Here is a 17,525-nt window from a genome sequence, read left to right on the forward strand (position 1 = left end):
GCAGCCTCGGCGATCCGACGGGGGAGAGCAGAATGGCGCCGATTATCCGCGGCACCCGAATCGTGCACGACGGCTGGAGCCGGTTTCTCGTCGCTGAGGTGACGATGGACGACGGCACACGCCTGGCGCGCGAGATCGAGGATCACGGACGGGCGACAGCGGTACTGCCCTACGACCCGACCCGGCGGGTCGCCCTGCTGGTCGAGCAGTTCCGGACCCCGGCCTTCTATGCGGCTGGGGTCACCTCCGTGCTGGAGGTCCCGGCCGGCCTCCTCGACGAGTCGGAGCCCGAGGAAGGCGCACGGCGCGAGGCCTACGAGGAGACCGGCCTGCGTCTCGGTGCCCTCGAACCGGTGACCTGCGGCTGGAGCATGCCGGGAATCTCGACCGAGCAGATGGACCTGTTCCTGGCCCCGTACGAGGCGCCCGACCGGGTCGGTCCCGGCGGCGGCCTTGCCGGGGAGCATGAGGACATCACCATTCGCGAGATGGCCCTGAGCGAACTTGCGGCCATGACGGATCGCGGCGAGGTCACCGACATCAAGACCCTGGCATTGATCCTGACCCTACGCCTGCGGCATCCGCACCTGTTCGCCGCGGCCTGATACCTCCTCGACGCTTCAGGGCGTATCGGGCGCGCGCCGCGCGTTGGGGGTCGGACGCGGCCGGGCAGCATGGGGACGCCGGCGGGATGTCATGAGCAGCGATCGGCGCAGGGCAATTCCGATCAGCCCCCAGGAGCGGACGAAGTAGCGGCGGAACAGCCGGTGCGGCGCGTGCCAGAACCGGAAGAACCACTCGAGCCCGAAGCGCTGCATCAGGGCGGGCGCGCGGGGCACCAGCCCGGCCGCGACGTTCAGCGCTTCACCGACGGCCAGGACCACGGGACCGCCGAGGGCATTTCCTTGGCGGTCGACCCAGATTTCCGAGCGCGGCGCACCGACGCCGAAGACCAGGAGGGTCGTCCCGTGCGCCCGCACGGCCGCACAGAGTTGCGCCCCATAGGTCTCATCGTTCTCGAATCCGAAGGGCGGCACCGTGAAGGCGATCGACGCGCGCGGGATCCCCTCCGCCACCAGGCGCTCGGTGAGGTGGAGCCCGACGGCCTCCGTCGAGCAGACGAGGAAGATCTGCTGGCCGGCAGGCCATGGCGCAGCGAAGGCGGCCGCGATCAGGTCGTGGCCCGTGACCCGCTGTGCCGATCGGCCCCCGCGGAGCCGGGCGAGCCAGACGAGGGGCATGCCGTCGAGGGTGTGAGCGACGGCGCCCTCATACGCTTTCCGGAACGCCGCGTTCTCCGACAGCGTAACGATGTGATCGAGGTTCGCGGTGACGATCATGCGCGGCCGAGTCGCCGGCTGGCGGGCCGAGGTCGCGAGGATGTCGGAGGCCGATCCGGGCGTGAACGTGATGTCGAATAAGCGAACGCTCATGTCATCGCCTTTGGGACCTGTCCCGTGCGCACCCCGAGGATGAGCGACGGGAACCCGGGGCTGATCCATCGCGCCTCGGGGGAGGCTGGCGCGGGGGAGGTTTGAGGGGATCGATCGTGGGGGGCGTGGCGGACGGCGCTGCGTTCAGGCATCGACAGCTCGGAAGCTGCGGGCCCCGGTTGACCCGCTCGTCCGAGGCGGACGGGTCATCACGCGTCGGTCGCGACGGGCCCCGAGCCAGAGAGCGGCGGCGGCGCCGAGACCCATGCCCAGTAGCAGGGCGAGGGGCAGCACCAGTTTGGGGGAGGGTGGCCAGGCTCGGCTCCGCGGCGGCGTCGCCGTCGAGATGACCCGCACGTTGGAGCTGTTCACGCGCTCCTGTTCGTTGGTCTCCCGTGAGCGGCGCAGGAATGCCTCGTAGATCGACCGCCGGGCATCGAGCTCGCGCTCGAGTTCGCGCAGGCCGACATTGGCGCGATCGTTGCCCGCCGTCTCGGTCTTGGCCCGCTCCAGGCTCCGGCGTACGGCGGACTCGCTCGCCACGGCCCGGTCGTAGTCCTTCTGCGAGGTGTCGATGATGCGCTCCTTCTCGCGTTGGATCAGGCGTTGGAGATCGCGCTGCTGCGCATACTGGTCGGCCATGGCCGGGTGGCGGTCGCCGAGGCGCTGGGCGAGTTCTGCGGTGTTGCGCGAGAGCGTCGCGTATTGCTGCCGCAGGTTCTGCATCTCGAGGGATTGCAGCATCTCCGGCAGGGCGGTCCCGGCTTCGCCGGTGCGCATGTGCCGCGCCTGATCGAGGCGGGCCTTGGCCTCGGCCATTTTCAGGGTCGCGGTGACGAGCTGTTGGTTGAGGTCGCTGAGCTGCTGGTCGCTCAGGAGGCGCCCGCTCGACGTCACCAGCTTGTTCGTCACCCGATATTGCAGGACCCTGCGCTCGGCCTCCTCGACCGATTGGCGCAGCGTCGTCAAACGGCCCGACAGGGCCTCAGAGGCACGGCGCGCCGCATCGGTGCGCGCTGCCGCATCCTCCGCGAAATACGCGTCCGCGATGGCATTGGCGATCCGGGCCGACTTCTCCGGGTCCCGGGTCTGGACGTAGACGTCGATGACGAATGTCCGTTCGGCCCGACGCACGCCGAGCTTGAGGCGCAGGTTGTCGAGGGCGAGATTGACCGGCTCGCGGCTCGCCGGCGGCGGCTCCATGCCGAGGAGCGCCTTGAGGCTCAGCACCAGAGGATTTGTCGAGGCTGCGGGAACGAACTCCTCGTCCCGCGTCAGATCGAGGCGGTCGATGACCCGCCGCAGGACGTTGTCGGACTGCATCACCCACGTCTGGCTCTCGGCGATCGAGACGCCGCTATCCGCCTGGGGCTGCCGGTTGCTCAAGTCGTTCTGGATCACCGGAAGATCGGCCGGATCGACCAGGATCTGCGTCACGGCGGTGTAAGTCGGTGTCACGGCGTTCAGCAGCACCACGGCGAGGATGACGGCCGCGAGCCCGCCGAGCAGGATCACGCCGGTGCCGCGCCACAGGCGACGCAGGATCAGGCCACTGTCGAGCCCGCTCGGTACTCTGGTCTCGAGGATCACCGGCTCGCCACGGACCGGGCTTCCGAAGTCGAACATCTGTCTCGTCTCCCGACCGGGTCGCCGCTCGCGCGGTTCTTGTCTTCCGCCTCGAACAACTCTGTTCCAGTTTCGTCGCCGGTCTGTTTCGAAACGGAACAGGCGCCCACCGAAACGTCCTCAACAACGTCGTGTGCGCAGAACCTATGCCAAGGGAGCTGATGCGCTGTGCGTCGCGATGGCCGCACCCCACGATGTTCTCGTCCAAGCCGGGATTCGAGATGATATTGGCAAGAACAGGCTTGATGACAGGTTGCGATCTACGTAGTCCGCCGAACCTTCGTCATTTGCCTGTGCACAACTGCGCCCGACGTCATGCTGGGTCATGATTGGATGGCTGTACGAGCCGATCTTCCGCGACCTCGTAGGCGGATGGGCCGACCTTTAAAAATGTCGAGAAACACGCCGCGTCCCCGGCGGCCAAGCGGTTCCAGCGTGCCACGTTGGCCCGGGCGGCCGCCGGGACCGCTGCGAATGCGGGATTCTCGACCCAAGCGAGGATCGCGGCCGCGGCACCCTCCGGATCGGAGGGTTCGATCTGCAAACCGGAGCCGGCCAGGACTTCGGAGAAGACCGGTCCGTGCGGTGAGACGACCGGAAGCCCGCCGTGCTGAGCCTCGAGGAGTGGCAACCCGAGCCCCTCGGCCTTCGAAGTCGAGAGCAGGAGATGACACCGGGCGACGAGGCCGCGCAGGGCCCCGTCGTCGAGATAGCCGTGCAGGGTGAGGAACGGCGGCGGTGCGGCGAGGAACGCATGGTGTCCCCAGCCGACCCGGCCGACCACATGGAGTTCCGCCGCGACCCCACCCGCATTCAGGGCTGCAACGATCGCGAGCGCGGACGGGTAGTCCTTCCGCGGCTCGATGGTCCCGATGCAGAGCAGCCGAAGCGGCATGCCGGGGGCGGGCGGCGGGCCTGCGGGCAGGTCGGTGAGTCCGAATACATCGCGCACGGCCGGCCGCAGCAGGGCCACTAGGGCCTCGCGGGCGCAGAAGGTCCTTACCGCCTCTCCGGTGGTGCGGGAGTTGACGAGGAAGGTGCGCCCGAAGCGCAGCGCGAAGTCGAAGCTCGGCGCCATGTAGAGGCGGCTCTTCCAGCTGAGGTCGTTTGGGCGCGTCAGCAGAAAGGTGTCGTGCACATAGGTGATGCATTGGCGACGGCGCAGGACCGAGAGCGGCCCCGGGGGGAACCCCGGAAAGAGGAACAGGGCCGAGGGATCGCGCAGGGCCCGTAGGGGCAGGCCGAGATGCTGGGCCGCGATCATGCCGGCGATCCCGCGCGCCCGGACCGTGGTGACAGGGTGCGGATGGAGCGTGTCGGACGTGAACAGGTCGAGGGCGACGCGCTCGATCCCGGTGACGTGCCCGCGCAGATGGGTGTGATCGAGATAGAGGCGGCGCGGCTCGGACGGCACGGTCATCGCGCCTCTCCGCTGGGAACGGGCCGGAACGTTCTCCGAAGCGTCGCGACCGCGTAGAGGAGCCGGCGCAGCCACGGCGGCATGTCGCGTCCCACGAGAGCGTGCTTGGCCCGCCGGGCCAAGCGGACTCCCCGCGACGCGTCGCCGGGGATCAGGCCCGTACGTCCGGGCGCGCGGTCCAACGCCATCGCGAAGGTCGACAGCATCTCCGGCGCGAAGCGGAGACGTCCGGCCCCGGCCGAGGCCGGCAGGATCCCGCGCGCGACGAACACGTCGTTCAGGCGCATCGCACAGGCGGCGTGGCTGTTGCGGCTCTCGAGGGCAATCCGCCCCAGGGCTCCCAGGCGTCTGCGCTCGGAAGCATCGGCGATCAGCGCTCGGAGTGCGTCCTCGAGGGCGCCCCCGTCCGGTGAGACGAGGCGGCCCGAGACCCCGTCCAGGACGGCGGTGGCGAGACCGGTCGTGCGATAGGCGACGGTCGGAGTTCCGCACAGCCCGGCTTCGACGGGGGTTTGGCCGAACGTCTCCTGGCGGCTCGCCGTGATGGCGAGATCACAGGCACCGTACCAGGCTGCCAGCGTCGCCTCGTCGCCGATGGGACCCGCCGCGATCAAATCCGGGATTCCCAGGGAATCCGGATCGTCGAGCCGCCCGACCGCGACGAAACGGAGCCCCGGCCGGGCGACCCGGCGCAGGATCGCGGTCAGCTCGGTGGTCCCCTTGCTGGGCGCGTCCGCGATCACGGCGGCGAACATGACGAGGACGTCACCGGACGGCAAGCCGAGTTCGCGCCGCAGGGCTTCCCGCGATCCGGGCCGGAACACCCCCGTCGGAAAAGCCAGGTCGATGCGGTGGACGCGTGTCCCCTCCGGCGCCAGCGCGCGCGCCGCGGATTCCGACCAGTCGGAGGCCGCGAGCAGGAAGGGTCCCTCGGGTCCCGCGAGGATCGCCTGCTTTTCCGCATAAACGCCGGCGATCCGCTGCGGCAGCAACTGCGGATAGGCGTTGGGTGAGGGGCAGCGGGCGTCGCATCCGTCGGCGATGATCGGGCAGCCGGACGGGGAGGCGCAGCGCCCGGTGACGGGGAAGAGATCGTGCAGAACGGCGGCGACCGGAACGGTGCGGGCGAGTCGCCCCAGGATCGTGGTGCGGCGGGTCGCGCCATGAAGGTTGCCCGCCAGGACAACATCGTAGCCACCCTGCGACAGGGCATGCTCCGTCTGCGGAAACCGCTCGACCCACTCGGCCGCGGCCGGCGGCGATTCTGCCCCGAGGCAGTGATCGCTGACGGAGTGGCCGGCAAGGGCAAGCGCATCGCACAGGCGCCGGTGGGCGATCCCGGCGCCGCCGAGCTGACCCTGGTCGGTCAGGCTGGCCACTGAGAGGCCGGAGGCCATCGCGGGCGCAACGCTGCCCGGCGCATAGTGCAGAAGCACCGGTCGGCCCACGCGTGCAAGTGCGGCGCCCTGTCGGACGAGGCGGGGCCAGAGGGCGGCTACCGGATGTGCGGCCTCGGGGTCGAGGCCGCCGGCGGCCTGCACGCAGGAGCGCTTGAGCAGAACCTCGCCGCCGGTGAAGGGAGCGAGCGGCCCGTCCGGCGGCGCGGGATCGACGAGCGTCCCCGGCGGCGCCGCCGGTGCGTCGAGACCGAGTGGTCCCATATCGAAGACGACTCGCAGGCCGACGACGACATCGGCGCCACTGAGAAGGAATTGCAGGCCGAGGGCCGCGAGCGCATCCGGGGCCAGAAGATCCCCCGGCCGGAGGACCAGAAGAGCGTCCCACCCTTCGTCCGCGACAATGACGGGCAACTGCACCGCGCCCTCTGCCGGCGGGATGAGGTCGTGGCGGAGGTTCGGATAGCCCTGAGCCTCCACGGACGCCCGGGTGGCGGCGAGCGGCCCGTCGCACGAGCCATGGACCAGCGTGACGACACGCAGGCGAGGCCAGGCACGATTCGTCAAGGGCGGAACGACCAGAGCGGGACGGGGTGGTCCGAAGGGCCAGGCCGCGATGCCATGCGCACGGGGTCCGAAGCGGTCGGCGACTCCATCGACCGTCGGCTGCGCGACGGATCTGTCCGATAAGTCCGTCACGCTTGCCCGATCACCCTTCGCCCGACCACTGCTTGCCTGGGCGCCGTCGGGAATGCCGAGGGCCGCCGCATAGGATGCGGGGAAAGACCTGAATCGTCCGTATGCGCGGAGCTGAATTCCGGCGGACGACCCCGACGTACCCCCAACGTGCGATCGCCTCACTCCAGACGGACAGTCCGAGCGGACAGGGGCTTGCCCGTTACGCGAACGCGCGGGCCGAATTTTCAGGCGAAGAGGGACGTCGATCGGCCGAGATCGTGACGTCGCGAGGCGCTCCCGTCAGGATAATCCGCACGAAAAGCCGGACAGCTTCTGATGTTCGATAATCTCGGGAAAGACAGGGTCTTGATGATACTGGTCGGAGTGGCAGGATTTGAACCTGCGACCCCCACGTCCCGAACGTGGTGCGCTACCAGACTGCGCTACACTCCGACAACGCCGGCTTGGTGGGCCGGCGAGCGGACGTATAGCGAGCCCTCCTCCGGGCCGCAAGCGCTTCCTTGCGGGAAATTGTCGGACGAGGCCGTTCTCAAGCCCGCGCGGCCCAGTCCTTCGGGAGGTGGTATCGGTGGCAGGACTGGCCGGGCAGCGGGATAGCGACGGCACCGGCCGCCTCCGGTCCAAGGTCGAGGTCGGAGAGCGACCATCCGGAGGCCACGGGGTCCATATCCTCCCAGGCGATGGCAGGGCCGGAAGGATCACCGGCGCTGACGTCAAAGCCGTCGAGCGCGCCCATCAGGCCGGTGCCCAGTGCCTTCACCACGGCCTCCTTCCGCGTCCAGAGCCGAAAGAACGTCGGCCCCTGGCGGGACTGCGGCACCTGTGTCAGGGCCGCGATCTCGTTCCGATGGAAATGGGCGCGCGCGATCGTGAGCGGGTCGCCAACCGGCCTGATCGCCTCCACGTCGACACCGATCGGGGTGGCCGTGGAGATGCCCACCAGTGCAAGAGATCCCGAATGCGACAGGTTGAAGTGGAGGCCTGCCCGAGGATGTGACGCCAGGACCGGCCGTCCGCCGGGTTCCTGCGCGAAGATCAGGTCCTGAGGCCGCCGATCCCCATATCCCGCTAGGATCAAGCGAAGCGCCGCGTGGCTTTCGACGAAGCGCGCACGATCCTCGGCCCGCAGGAAACGGTCGGCGCGGTCCTGCTCCTCCTGCGAGAGCCAAGCGGATTGTTCGGGAGGAAGGGCCATGCGAAGTGCGAGGTCGATCCGCCAGACTGCCGTACCGGCACCGGGGCAAGGCACGGCATCATTCCAATCCCGGGCGGCGGGCGTCGCCGCCTCCGCGACACCGTGCGCCGCATCGTTCACGATTAGCCGATCCGTCCAACTGCGGTCATTGCCCCAGTCAGGCCCGCATGGTGAGCGTGGACAGTGCTTTAAGCTGGTCCGCGCATCCCGCGAAAGCCCACGTTTCGCGGGGCTTCGCGAAGCGCCGACAACGTTTCAAGCGTAGACGTTGCCACCGGTCTGGGGAAAGCGCTCGGCCAGGGCGCGTCGCAACTTCTCAAGAGCGCGATTCTCGATCTGACGGACCCGCTCCTTCGAGATGCCGAGCCGATGACCAAGGGCCTCGAGGGTCGCTTGGTCCTCTGCGAGACGGCGCTCCTTGAGGATGCGCAGCTCGCGTTCGGACAGAACAGTCAGGGCCTCGTTCAGCCAGATCAGACGGCGCTCGCCGTCCACCGTCGCGGAGACCGTCTCATCCGGAAGCGCGGCTCCGTCGACGAGGAAGTCCATGCGCTCGGAGGAGGCTTCGCTCTCCTCGCCAACCGGCGCGTTCAGGGACATGTCGGGGCCCGAGAGCCGGGCGTCCATCAGGGCCACGTCCTCCCGGGACACGCCGATGGCCGTCGCGATGCGGCGGTGGATCTCGTCGCCGACATGCTCTTCGGTCGACTGCATCAGGCGAGCGCGCAGGCGACGCAGGTTGAAGAACAACGCCTTCTGGGCGGAACTCGTGCCACCGCGAACGATGGACCAGTTGCGGAGGATGTAGTCCTGGATCGAGGCCCGGATCCACCACGTGGCGTAGGTGGAGAAGCGAACTTCGCGCTCGGGCTCGAAGCGGGCCGCCGCCTCCATCAGGCCCACATGGCCCTCTTGGACGAGGTCGGCCATAGGAAGGCCGTAGTGCCGAAAGCGCCCGGCGATCGCGATGACGAGACGCATATGCGCCGAGATCAGCCCATGCAGGGCTCGCTCGTCGCGCTCGTCCTTCCACCGGACGGCGAGACCCCGTTCCTCATCCCGCGCAAGGAAGGGCGCCTCCATCGCCGTGCGTATGAACTGCCGCCGTATCCCTGCGATGTCCGCCATTCCCGCCTCCGCCTCGATGAAACGTGTGCTTCTGACCACAAGTCGACGTCGCCGATGGTAATCGGGCAGAGGACCTGTGACTGGCAACGCGACAACCCGAAGTCGCCGGGATGGTTCCGCAGGCGGCTTGCTTCACACGGTCTCGTGAGCTTGTGACGCGTCGCCGTCTCGACCATGAAAAAAGCCCGGCGCGTGCGCGCCGGGCTTCGGGAAACGGGGTGTCCCGGACCGCGTCCGGGACGATGGGGCTGGCGGTCAGGCCGCCTCTTCCTGCAGGTCGTCGCCCTCGGCTTCGCCTTCCGCCTCGGCCTCGCCCTTGGCGCGGCGCGGCGACTTGGCAAGGCTCTGCTCGATGAGCTTCAAGGCCTCGGTCTCGGTGATGCGGTTCACCGACGAGATCTCGCGCACGACCCGGTCGAGGGCCGACTCATAGAGCTGACGCTCGCTGTAGGACTGCTCGGGCTGAGCCTCGGAGCGATAGAGGTCGCGCACCACTTCGGTGACCGAGAGGAGGTCGCCAGAGTTGATCTTGGCCTCGTATTCCTGGGCGCGACGCGACCACATGGTCCGCTTGACCCGGGCGCGGCCGGTGAGGAGATCCAGGGCTTTCTTCACGAGATCCGGCTCGGCGAGCTTGCGCATGCCGACGCTGTTGGCCTTGGCGGTGGGGACGCGCAGGACCATCTTGTCCTTCTCGAAGGACACAACGAACAGCTCAAGTTTATAGCCGGCGATCTCTTGCTCCTCGATGGCGGTGATGCGACCGACACCATGGGCTGGGTACACGACCGCTTCGCCGGTCTTGAAGCCTTGGCGGCCTGCCGTCGTCTTCTTGGCTGTGGTCATGCGAGAAGCGCCTCCAGAACATTGCGCGGCCTTGAACGCCGCGCCGAACCCTGTAATCCGGGGTGGGTCACCCGGCTTCAGCCCCTTATCCGAAGGATCTGCATCAGTGACGCACAGCCGCCGGTTCCCGGGCACGCCGATGATCGCGCAACGAGAGAGCGTTCGCCGAAAGCACCTGAGCCTTCAGCGATCGATCGCATGCGACCCCAGTCCACAGCTGAGTGTGAGACCCATCAAGTGGTGGCTGGAGGCAGCACGTCGGGCACGAACGACGGCAGGCATTTGTCATAACACAAACCAGCCGACGAATCAAAGGATTGCTGGCGCTAGGCCATGGGATGGGCGACCGCGGGCCAGCCCTCCACAGCCTCTTCGTGAACGCTCCGTCAGGTGCGCGTCGTCCATGACGGACCGCACCGAACCCCCGCGCGGCGTTCAGTCGCCGGTGCCGGGATTGGCCGAGAAATGCGCCTCGAACTTGCCGGCAACGCCGTCCCAGGTCTTGGCGTCCGCTGGAGCGTCCTTCTTCTGTGTGATGTTCGGCCAGGTCCGCGCGTAGTCCGCGTTCACCTTCAGCCAGGTCTCGAGCTTCGGCTCGGTGTCGGGCTTGATCGCCTCAGCGGGGCATTCCGGTTCGCAGACTCCGCAATCGATGCACTCGTCGGGGTGGATGACGAGCATGTTCTCGCCTTCGTAGAAGCAGTCCACCGGACAGACCTCGACGCAGTCCATGTACTTGCACTTGATGCAGTTGTCGGTGACGACGTAGGTCATGGGGCCTTCAGTCCTTGATCCGGGCATCGCCGGGAGCGTCCCGATGCCGATGCATGGTCGCTCGCGCAGATCGTTGCACGGATGCCTTAATGCGGGGTGGCGGTGATGCGGGGTCGCATGGGCAAGATGGAGTCGCGCTGGCTCTAGACCCTGTCCGAGGGGCTGACAAGCGCGTCGGCGGGCCTCCTGCACCACCGTGTCTCCGGTGTCGCGCGGGCGACACGGGCGGGCGGCCTATTCGAGGTCGCTCCCCACGATCCTATAGAGCTGCTGGGCCTCCGGCGCCGGGCCGCGCCGCTCGCCGAGATCCAGGATCCGGGCGATCACCGTGGCGTGCGCCGCGGCGACCGTCACCACATCGCCGAGGGCGACGGCGGTGGCGGACGCATCGACCCGCTTTCCATTCACCCGGACATAGCCATCGGTGACGAGGCGTGCCGCGAGCGATCGGGTTCGCGCGAAGCGCGCGAACCACAGCCATTTGTCGAGCCGCTGACGTCCCGGCTTCATTCCACCTCAACGCTTGCGGTCGGTCCCAGCCTCGAGCTGCGCCTTCAGGGCGGCGAGCTTGGCGAACGGCGAATCCGGATCCGGAGCCCGCTCGCGCCGCTGCGGACGCGGCTCGTCGCGGGGCGCCGCCCGTGGTTCGTCCCGACGCTCGGGTCGCGTGCGGCCCGGCTCGAAGCGCTCGCGGCGCTGCGGCCGCCCCCCATCCGGACGCCCCTCGCCGGGGCCGCCGCGGCGTCCCCCCTCAGGCCGATCCCCAGGCGGGCCACTGCGCGGACGGTCGCGGCCCTCGCCACTTCCACCGCCCGGACGGCGATGGTCGGGGCGCGCTTCGCCCGCGGCGCGGTTCGGGGCGCCGCCGTCGCGGCTCTGGCCACGCGGACGATTCTGACGCGGGTTGGCATGGCGCTGGTGACGCTGAAGCCGCCAGACTTCGACGGTCGCGATCTCGGCCGCGGAAACGTCGGACGGCATCTCGCCGTCAGCCGTCTCGGCCTGAGCCTCCGCGGAGGCGTCCTCAGGCTGGGCGAAGTCGGCGTTCTCCGGCGGATGTTCCGTCGCCTCGGCGACAGCCGCGGCGTCGGCGACGGGCTGTGCCGCAGCGTCTTCGGCAGATTCGGCGACCGCGTCGGCCGCATCGTCCCGCGGCGGGCTGTCCTGAGACGAGGTCTCCTGGGTCGGGCTGGCCCCGGCGGCCTCTTCGGGAGCGTCGGCGGCAACGGAATCCTCGGTCGAGCCGGGGGCGATCTCGGGCTCGGCAATCTCGGCCGATGCCGCGCTCTCGCCGGCCGGAGTCGTGTCGGTCCCACTCTCGGGCGCCATCTCGCTCGCGGCCTCGGCCGGAGCATTCTCGTCGGCTGCCGTCTCGGGGCCGATAGGGTCGGTGCTGGCGGTCGCGGCGGGAACGATGGGCTGGGTCGCCGCCGCCGGGAGCAGCGGCACGGTGATCGCCGGGCCTGGACGGGTCTCGGGTGCGTAGCCGAGGGATTTGAGGATCGAGGCGAAATCCTCGCCGGAGCAGCCGACTAGGGAGGTCATGCCCACCGTCGCCACGAAGGCGTCGCCGTCGGCCGCGCCCATCGGGGCGTCGCCCGGCGTTGTGCCGGGGCGGTAGGCGATGGCCGGCCGGATCAGGTCGGCGAGGCGCTCGAGGATGTCCACGCGCACGGCGCGCTCGCCGCAGACCCGGAAGCCGGCCGCGCGGTACAGGCCCTTGGCAATCTCGGGATCGACCTTGATCGAAGTCCGGCCGGAGCTCGCCAGATGGGCGATCTCGTCGAGGCCGCGCTGGTCGAGGCCGCCGTTCTTCAGGGCCCAGAGCTGGGCCGCCAGGGTCCGGGGCGCCGGCTTGAGCAGGGCCGGCAGGAAGATGTGGTAGGCGCCGAAGCGGACGCCGTGGCGGCGCAAGGCTCCGCGTCCATCCTGGTCGAGGGTGCGCATTTCCTGCATCACCTTGGCACGCTCCAGCACGCCCAGGGACTCCACCACCTGGAAGCCGATGCCCTTGGCGAGACCGGTGAGGTCCGCTGCGGTCTCGATCTCCATCAGCGGGCCGAGGAGGCGCACCACGGTGGCCTTGAGCCAGGCGACGAGCCGGGCTTCGACTTTGTCGCGGGCCGGGCCGGTCAGCTGCTCGTCGGCGAGCAGGCGGACATGCGGCTCGAACAGCTTGTCGCCCGGCGTCAGCTTGGCCACCGGATCGCCGGTCCAGCGAATGACGCCGTCGTGGCTCAGCACGAGGGAGGCGTCCGCGGCCGACGAGAACCGCTCGGCGCGGGCCTCGATCTCGCCGCCGAGCGCCTTCTCGGCCGCGCTGCGCAGAGTCTTGGCCTCATGTCCTTCCGCACCGGGATCCGGAACGAACTGGAAGCCATGCAGATGGCCGACATGCTGGCCCTCGACGGTGACGTCCCCGCCGGCGGTGATCTCAGCTTCCAACATCGTATTCTCTCTCAGGCGCCGCATCAGGACGCTGGTGCGCCGATCGACGAAACGGCTCGCAAGGCGCTCGTGCAGGGCGTCAGACAGCCTGTCCTCTACCCGACGCGTCTCGCCCTGCCAATGCACTGGATCAACGAGCCAATCCGGACGGTTCGCCACGAAGGTCCATGTCCGCCCCTGCGCGATGCGCTGGGACAGCGCGTCGATGTCGCCGTCGGTGCGGTCGATCATGGCGACGTGCTTGGCGAACCAGTCGTCGGGGATGCGCCCCGCCATGCCGCGCATGAGGAAGCGGAACAGCTGGGCGACGAGGTCGGCATGGGTCTGCGGATGCACCTTCCGGTAGTCCGGGACGCCGCAGACGTCCCAGAGCCGGCGCACGTTGGCGGGGCTGTTGGCGAGGTCGCGGATGTCGTCCTCGCGCATCAGGATCTCGAGGGCCGACTGGTCCTCGCCCATGGGCGCGCGGGTGAGGCCTTTCTCGCGCGGGTGCTCGTCCAGGCTTTCCTGCAGCGCCTTCAGGGAGGAGAAGTCGAGGTCGGGATTGCGCCATTGCAGGACGCGCAGGGGCTCGAAGTCGTGGGTCTCCAGCGCCTCGATCATCTCGGGCTCGAAGGGCGCACACCGTCCGGTCGAGCCGAAGGTGCCGTCCGAGAGGTGGCGCCCGGCGCGGCCGGCGATCTGTCCCATCTCGGGCGGGGTCAGCTTGCGGAAGCGGGTGCCGTCGTATTTCCAGTTCGCCGCGAACGCGACGTGGTCCACGTCGAGGTTGAGGCCCATGCCGACCGCGTCGGTGGCGATGAGGTAGTCGACGTCGCCGGACTGATAGAGCTCCACCTGCGCGTTGCGGGTCCGCGGCGAGAGCGCGCCGAGCACCACCGCCGCGCCGCCGCGCTGGCGCCGGATCAGCTCCGCGATGGCGTAGACCTCCTCGGCCGAGAAGGCGACGATGGCCGAGCGGCGGGGCAGTCGGCCGAGCTTCTTCTCGCCCGCGAAGGTGAGCTGCGACAGGCGCGGTCGCGTCGTCGTGTGGACGCCGGGGATCAACGACTGCACCAGCGGCAGCATCGTCGACGATCCGATGAGCAGGGTCTCCTCCCGCCCGCGCTGGTGCAGCAGGCGGTCGGTGAAGACATGGCCCCGGTCCATGTCGGCGGCGAGTTGGATCTCGTCGATCGCCACGAAGGCGACGTCGAGGTCGCGCGGCATCGCCTCGATGGTGGAGATCCAGTAGCGCGGTCGGTCCGGCTTGATCTTCTCCTCGCCGGTGACGAGGGCGACCTTGTTGACCCCCACCTTGGCGACGACCCGCAGGTAGACCTCCCGCGCGAGCAGCCTGAGGGGCAGGCCGATCATGCCGGTCGGATGGGCGAGCATGCGCTCGATAGCCAGATGGGTCTTGCCGGTATTGGTCGGCCCGAGCACCGCCGTGACGCCGCGTGCGCGGGCCTGCGGGGAGAGGGAGGGGCGGATCATGAGGTGGGGGCGGTCCCTTCGGCGAGGCCGGCAGGCTCAGGAACGGGGGAGACCGCCGCGGCGCCGTCAGGGTCGGCGCTGCCGTGGCGGCTGCGCCTCATATGGGTCGCCATCGCCCCGCCTGCCATCCCGTGGCGGCATGCCGGGTGTGCCGAGACTCGGGTAGATTCCGATCTCGACGGGGGGCTGGCCCCCCTGCGGTGCGACATCGGCGCAGAGGGTGTCGGGCACCGCCGTGAGGGGGCCGCGCCGGGGCGGGCGGTTCTCGATCACCTGGGCCGACGAATAGGCATCGCCGCCGCAATCCGGGCCCGTGGACAGGCTCGCCTGCGCCAAGGCCCCGCCGCCCGTCAGGACAAGCAGCACGACCAGCGCGCAGGGCCGGGCGATTCGCGATTCGGCGCACCGTCTCACTGGGCCAGGCTGGCCTGCGTGACGGGAGTGCCCGGCGCCGACGCCGTGGTGCTGCCCTGCTGTCCGCCGGTCTGCGTCCAGCGCGTCGCCTCGATGATGTTGGTGCCGACGGTGGTTCGGACCGCGATGCGCACGGGCAGGAGCACGCGGGTGCCCTCAACCGGCGCGAGCCAGACCGACATCTCGCGGTTGTCCTCCATGAATTTCACGCCCGGCCGATCCGGACGGTGGCCGGCGATGGGCGTGTAGCGCGCGTTGCAGACCAGGACGGGACCATTGTAGCCGGGCTTGGCGATCCTGCGGGTCTCGCCGTAGCTCAGCACGACGTCGAACCGGGTCGCACCGTCGAAGATCGGCAGGGTCCGGTTGCAGTTGGCCGGGTCCATCGGGTCGGCGCGCCCCTGCACGGGCATCATCAGGGCGCTCGCCGGATCGATGACGCCGCGCTTGTTGGCGGGGGTGATCGGAACCCGGTCGCCCATGTCGATGAGGGGCGGGGTGATCTCCGCCTGGGTGACGGTGCCGCGGGCGAGCGCCATGCGCACGGCGATTCCGGAATTCGTGGTCTTGGTGGCGATCGCGAAGGTATTGGGCTGCGGCGCCGCCGCGATGGCGCCGCTGGCGCGGGCCGAGCCCATGCCGCCCGTAACCACGCCGGCGAGGCCCGTGAGGCGCGCCGAGACGTCCATCCGGTAGCCGGACCCCTCGAAGGTGCCGGCCACCTGGGCGTTCCCGATGGTGAGGCCGGCCAGAGCGATGTCGTAGTCTACGGTGACGGCGGCGGCCGTCTTGGAGGCCGACCGGCCGGCCTTGGCGCGGGCTTCCGCCGCCGGGGCGGCGAGCAGGGCCGCGAGCGTCAGCAGGCTGGCGCCGAGGAGGAAGAGCGGGGCGGGGCGCTTGCGGGTGCCGCACATGGCTGGGGACTCGGGGTTGGCTGTCGGTCTCCGGTCGAACGGACCGGAGACATCTCGCCGGCATCGTCCGTCTTCATGGTTAACACATCGTTGGGCACGGAACAGCCAGGCTTGCACGCCGCGGGCCGCCGGTCCGCGGAACGGCGCGAAAGATCGCCTCGGGCCTTGACGCCAAGGGGCACAGTCCCCTATAGGCTCGCGCCTTCAACGAGAACGCCGCTCCACCGGGCGTGGCGTGCGAGAAGCCGTTTGCCGCGACGCGGTTCTGGTTTCCCGCCAGCCTGTCGGACATGCGGAACGAGACGGGAAATAGAACAATGTCGCGCCGTTGCGAACTCACGGGCAAAGCCGTGCAGACCGGCCACCTCGTGAGCCACTCGAACCGCAAGACCAAGTGCCGGTTCCTGCCGAACCTGTGCCAGGTCACGCTGCAGTCGGACGCGCTCAAGCGCCGGGTGCGCCTGCGCGTCACCGCTCACGCCCTGCGCTCGGTCGAGCACCGTGGCGGTCTCGACGCCTTCCTGATCAAGGCCCGCGAGATCGAGCTGTCGCAGACGGCCCGCCTCCTCAAGCGCGAGCTGCACAAGAAGCTCGCCGAAGTCGAGGCCCCCGCCGCCGCCTGAGGCTTCGGCGGGATCGAATCACTCCGGCGCGCACCGCCGGCGGTCCCCCACAACGCCTCCGTCCAGGTTCCCGAACGGTCGCCGCACGCTCAGCGCGTACGGCGACCGTTCGCGTTGGAGCACCGGCTCGCCTTCGATGACCATCCTGTCGCTCGTCGCCCCGATCTTCGGGCTGATCCTGATCGGCTGGATCGCGGCCCTGGCCGGCTTCCTGTCCGACAAGGTCAGCGACGGCCTGTCGGAATACGTCTTTTCGATCGCCGTTCCGGCTCTCATCCTCTCCACGCTGACGCGCCCGGGCCTGACCGGCGAGATCACGCCGTCCTACTGGGTCAGCTACTTCGGCGGCGCCGGGCTGTCCTGGTTGGTCGGCTCCCTCCTCAGCCTGCGCCGCAAGGGCGTGGAGCGGCGCGGCGCGATCCTGCACGGCTTCGCCTCCAGCCAGTCGAACACCGTCTTCATCGGCGTGCCCATGATCCTCCAGGCCTATGGCGAGGAGGGGGCTTTCCCACTCTTCATGCTGCTGGCAGTGCACCTGCCCCTCATGATGGGCTGCGCGACCTTCCTGATCGAGGCGGACGGGCAGGCCTCGATCCTGAGGCGCCTGCGCGGTCTCGCCCTGGTTCTCCTGCGCAATCCGATCTTCCTGGCGCTCATCGCCGGACTCGCCCTCAAGGGGCTCGGGCTCGCCCCCACCGGAATGGTCAAGTCCCTGGTCGACGCCCTGGCGGGGACAGCCTCGACCTGCGCGCTCATCGCCCTCGGAGCCGGGCTCGTGCGCTACCGGGTCCTGCACGACCTGCCCAGCGCCATGGTCATCACCGGGTTGAAGCTCGTGATCCATCCCCTCGCGGTCTGGGTGCTGGCCTTCCATGTCTTCACCATGCCGCCGGCCTATGCCGGCGTGGCGACCCTGTTCGCGGCCATGCCCGTGGGGATCAACGCCTATCTGCTGGCCTCGCGCTATAAGACCGAGACCGGCGTGGTCGCCGCCGCCGTGATGCTCTCGACCCTGCTGGCGATCGTCACGACCATCGTCTGGCTCACGATCCTCGGACACGCTTGACGATTCGTGCAGGCGTTTGTACCGATCGGTACAGATGCCGAGGCGTCGATCATGGACGAGGGAGAT

The 17,525-nt window shown here is 69.3% G+C and carries 16 protein-coding genes, 1 tRNA gene and 1 pseudogene; 4 read left to right on the plus strand and 14 right to left on the minus strand.

Going from position 1 to position 17,525, the window contains the following annotated elements; translation table 11 throughout:
- The first annotated feature begins 32 nt into the window (after positions 1–32).
- Positions 33–605 (plus strand): NUDIX hydrolase, encoded by a 573-nt coding sequence (locus ASF41_RS17655; RefSeq protein WP_056278168.1) that lies wholly within the window; start codon positions 33–35, stop codon positions 603–605.
- A 15-nt stretch (positions 606–620) separates the two neighbouring features.
- On the opposite strand, the gene ASF41_RS17660 is transcribed toward ASF41_RS17655, so the two are convergent.
- From ASF41_RS17660 to ASF41_RS26695, 7 genes and pseudogenes are all read right to left on the minus strand, one after another.
- Positions 621–1,433: a WecB/TagA/CpsF family glycosyltransferase gene (locus ASF41_RS17660; protein WP_244472789.1), complete on the minus strand. Its 813-nt coding sequence runs from the start codon at positions 1,431–1,433 to the stop codon at positions 621–623.
- A gap of 144 nt (positions 1,434–1,577) precedes the next feature.
- Positions 1,578–3,059 (minus strand): GumC family protein, encoded by a 1,482-nt coding sequence (locus tag ASF41_RS17665; protein ID WP_056495472.1) that lies wholly within the window; start codon positions 3,057–3,059, stop codon positions 1,578–1,580.
- Between the two features lie 313 nt (positions 3,060–3,372).
- Entirely contained in the window at positions 3,373–4,479 is a 1,107-nt protein-coding gene (locus tag ASF41_RS17670) for a glycosyltransferase (protein ID WP_056495475.1), read from the minus strand.
- The gene (locus ASF41_RS17675) at positions 4,476–6,443 is read right to left on the minus strand and encodes a glycosyltransferase (protein ID WP_244479697.1); all 1,968 of its coding nucleotides are present in this window, start codon (positions 6,441–6,443) and stop codon (positions 4,476–4,478) included. Before ASF41_RS17675 ends, ASF41_RS17670 begins: the two co-directional genes overlap by 4 nt.
- 487 nt (positions 6,444–6,930) lie before the next feature.
- Positions 6,931–7,007, minus strand: a tRNA-Pro gene (locus tag ASF41_RS17680).
- A 97-nt stretch (positions 7,008–7,104) separates the two neighbouring features.
- Positions 7,105–7,515, minus strand: coding sequence for a 4'-phosphopantetheinyl transferase superfamily protein (locus tag ASF41_RS25455; RefSeq protein WP_162242133.1), 411 nt, complete (start codon positions 7,513–7,515; stop codon positions 7,105–7,107).
- Between the two features lie 57 nt (positions 7,516–7,572).
- Positions 7,573–7,704: pseudogene (locus ASF41_RS26695) on the minus strand (4-phosphopantetheinyl transferase); the annotation flags it as partial.
- On the opposite strand from ASF41_RS26695, the gene ASF41_RS25460 reads away from it, so the two are divergent.
- Complete coding sequence (locus ASF41_RS25460) at positions 7,666–7,896, plus strand: hypothetical protein (protein WP_162242134.1); 231 nt, start codon at positions 7,666–7,668, stop codon at positions 7,894–7,896. The pseudogene ASF41_RS26695 and the gene ASF41_RS25460 sit on opposite strands and share 39 nt — an antisense overlap.
- 129 nt (positions 7,897–8,025) lie before the next feature.
- On the opposite strand, the gene ASF41_RS17690 is transcribed toward ASF41_RS25460, so the two are convergent.
- The 7 genes from ASF41_RS17690 to ASF41_RS17720 form a co-directional block, all read right to left on the minus strand.
- The gene (locus ASF41_RS17690; RefSeq protein ID WP_055956812.1) at positions 8,026–8,898 is read right to left on the minus strand and encodes an RNA polymerase factor sigma-32; all 873 of its coding nucleotides are present in this window, start codon (positions 8,896–8,898) and stop codon (positions 8,026–8,028) included.
- A gap of 255 nt (positions 8,899–9,153) precedes the next feature.
- A complete protein-coding gene (locus ASF41_RS17695) occupies positions 9,154–9,744 on the minus strand; it encodes a CarD family transcriptional regulator (protein ID WP_056212152.1) in 591 nt (196 codons plus the stop codon).
- A gap of 435 nt (positions 9,745–10,179) precedes the next feature.
- The gene (gene fdxA, locus ASF41_RS17700; protein WP_056212150.1) at positions 10,180–10,518 is read right to left on the minus strand and encodes a ferredoxin FdxA; all 339 of its coding nucleotides are present in this window, start codon (positions 10,516–10,518) and stop codon (positions 10,180–10,182) included.
- A gap of 234 nt (positions 10,519–10,752) precedes the next feature.
- The gene (locus tag ASF41_RS17705; protein ID WP_056380135.1) at positions 10,753–11,028 is read right to left on the minus strand and encodes an RNA-binding S4 domain-containing protein; all 276 of its coding nucleotides are present in this window, start codon (positions 11,026–11,028) and stop codon (positions 10,753–10,755) included.
- Between the two features lie 6 nt (positions 11,029–11,034).
- Positions 11,035–14,442, minus strand: a complete 3,408-nt coding sequence (locus tag ASF41_RS17710) for a helicase-related protein (RefSeq protein ID WP_056495481.1) — start codon at positions 14,440–14,442, stop codon at positions 11,035–11,037.
- Between the two features lie 66 nt (positions 14,443–14,508).
- On the minus strand, positions 14,509–14,808 hold the full coding sequence (locus ASF41_RS17715) for a hypothetical protein (protein WP_162242131.1): 300 nt from the start codon (positions 14,806–14,808) through the stop codon (positions 14,509–14,511).
- 44 nt (positions 14,809–14,852) lie between these two features.
- Positions 14,853–15,770, minus strand: coding sequence for a DUF3108 domain-containing protein (locus ASF41_RS17720; RefSeq protein WP_056495487.1), 918 nt, complete (start codon positions 15,768–15,770; stop codon positions 14,853–14,855).
- Between the two features lie 317 nt (positions 15,771–16,087).
- On the opposite strand from ASF41_RS17720, the gene rpmB reads away from it, so the two are divergent.
- Both rpmB and ASF41_RS17730 read left to right on the plus strand, forming a co-directional pair.
- A complete protein-coding gene (gene rpmB / locus ASF41_RS17725) occupies positions 16,088–16,393 on the plus strand; it encodes a 50S ribosomal protein L28 (protein ID WP_056278414.1) in 306 nt (101 codons plus the stop codon).
- A gap of 136 nt (positions 16,394–16,529) precedes the next feature.
- Positions 16,530–17,459 carry an AEC family transporter gene (locus tag ASF41_RS17730; protein ID WP_056355219.1) on the plus strand — a complete coding sequence of 310 codons (930 nt, stop codon included), beginning with the start codon at positions 16,530–16,532 and terminating at the stop codon, positions 17,457–17,459.
- Positions 17,460–17,525: the final 66 nt, after the last annotated feature.

It is taken from the genome of Methylobacterium sp. Leaf111 (assembly GCF_001423285.1).
Classification (GTDB): Bacteria; Pseudomonadota; Alphaproteobacteria; order Rhizobiales; family Beijerinckiaceae; genus Methylobacterium.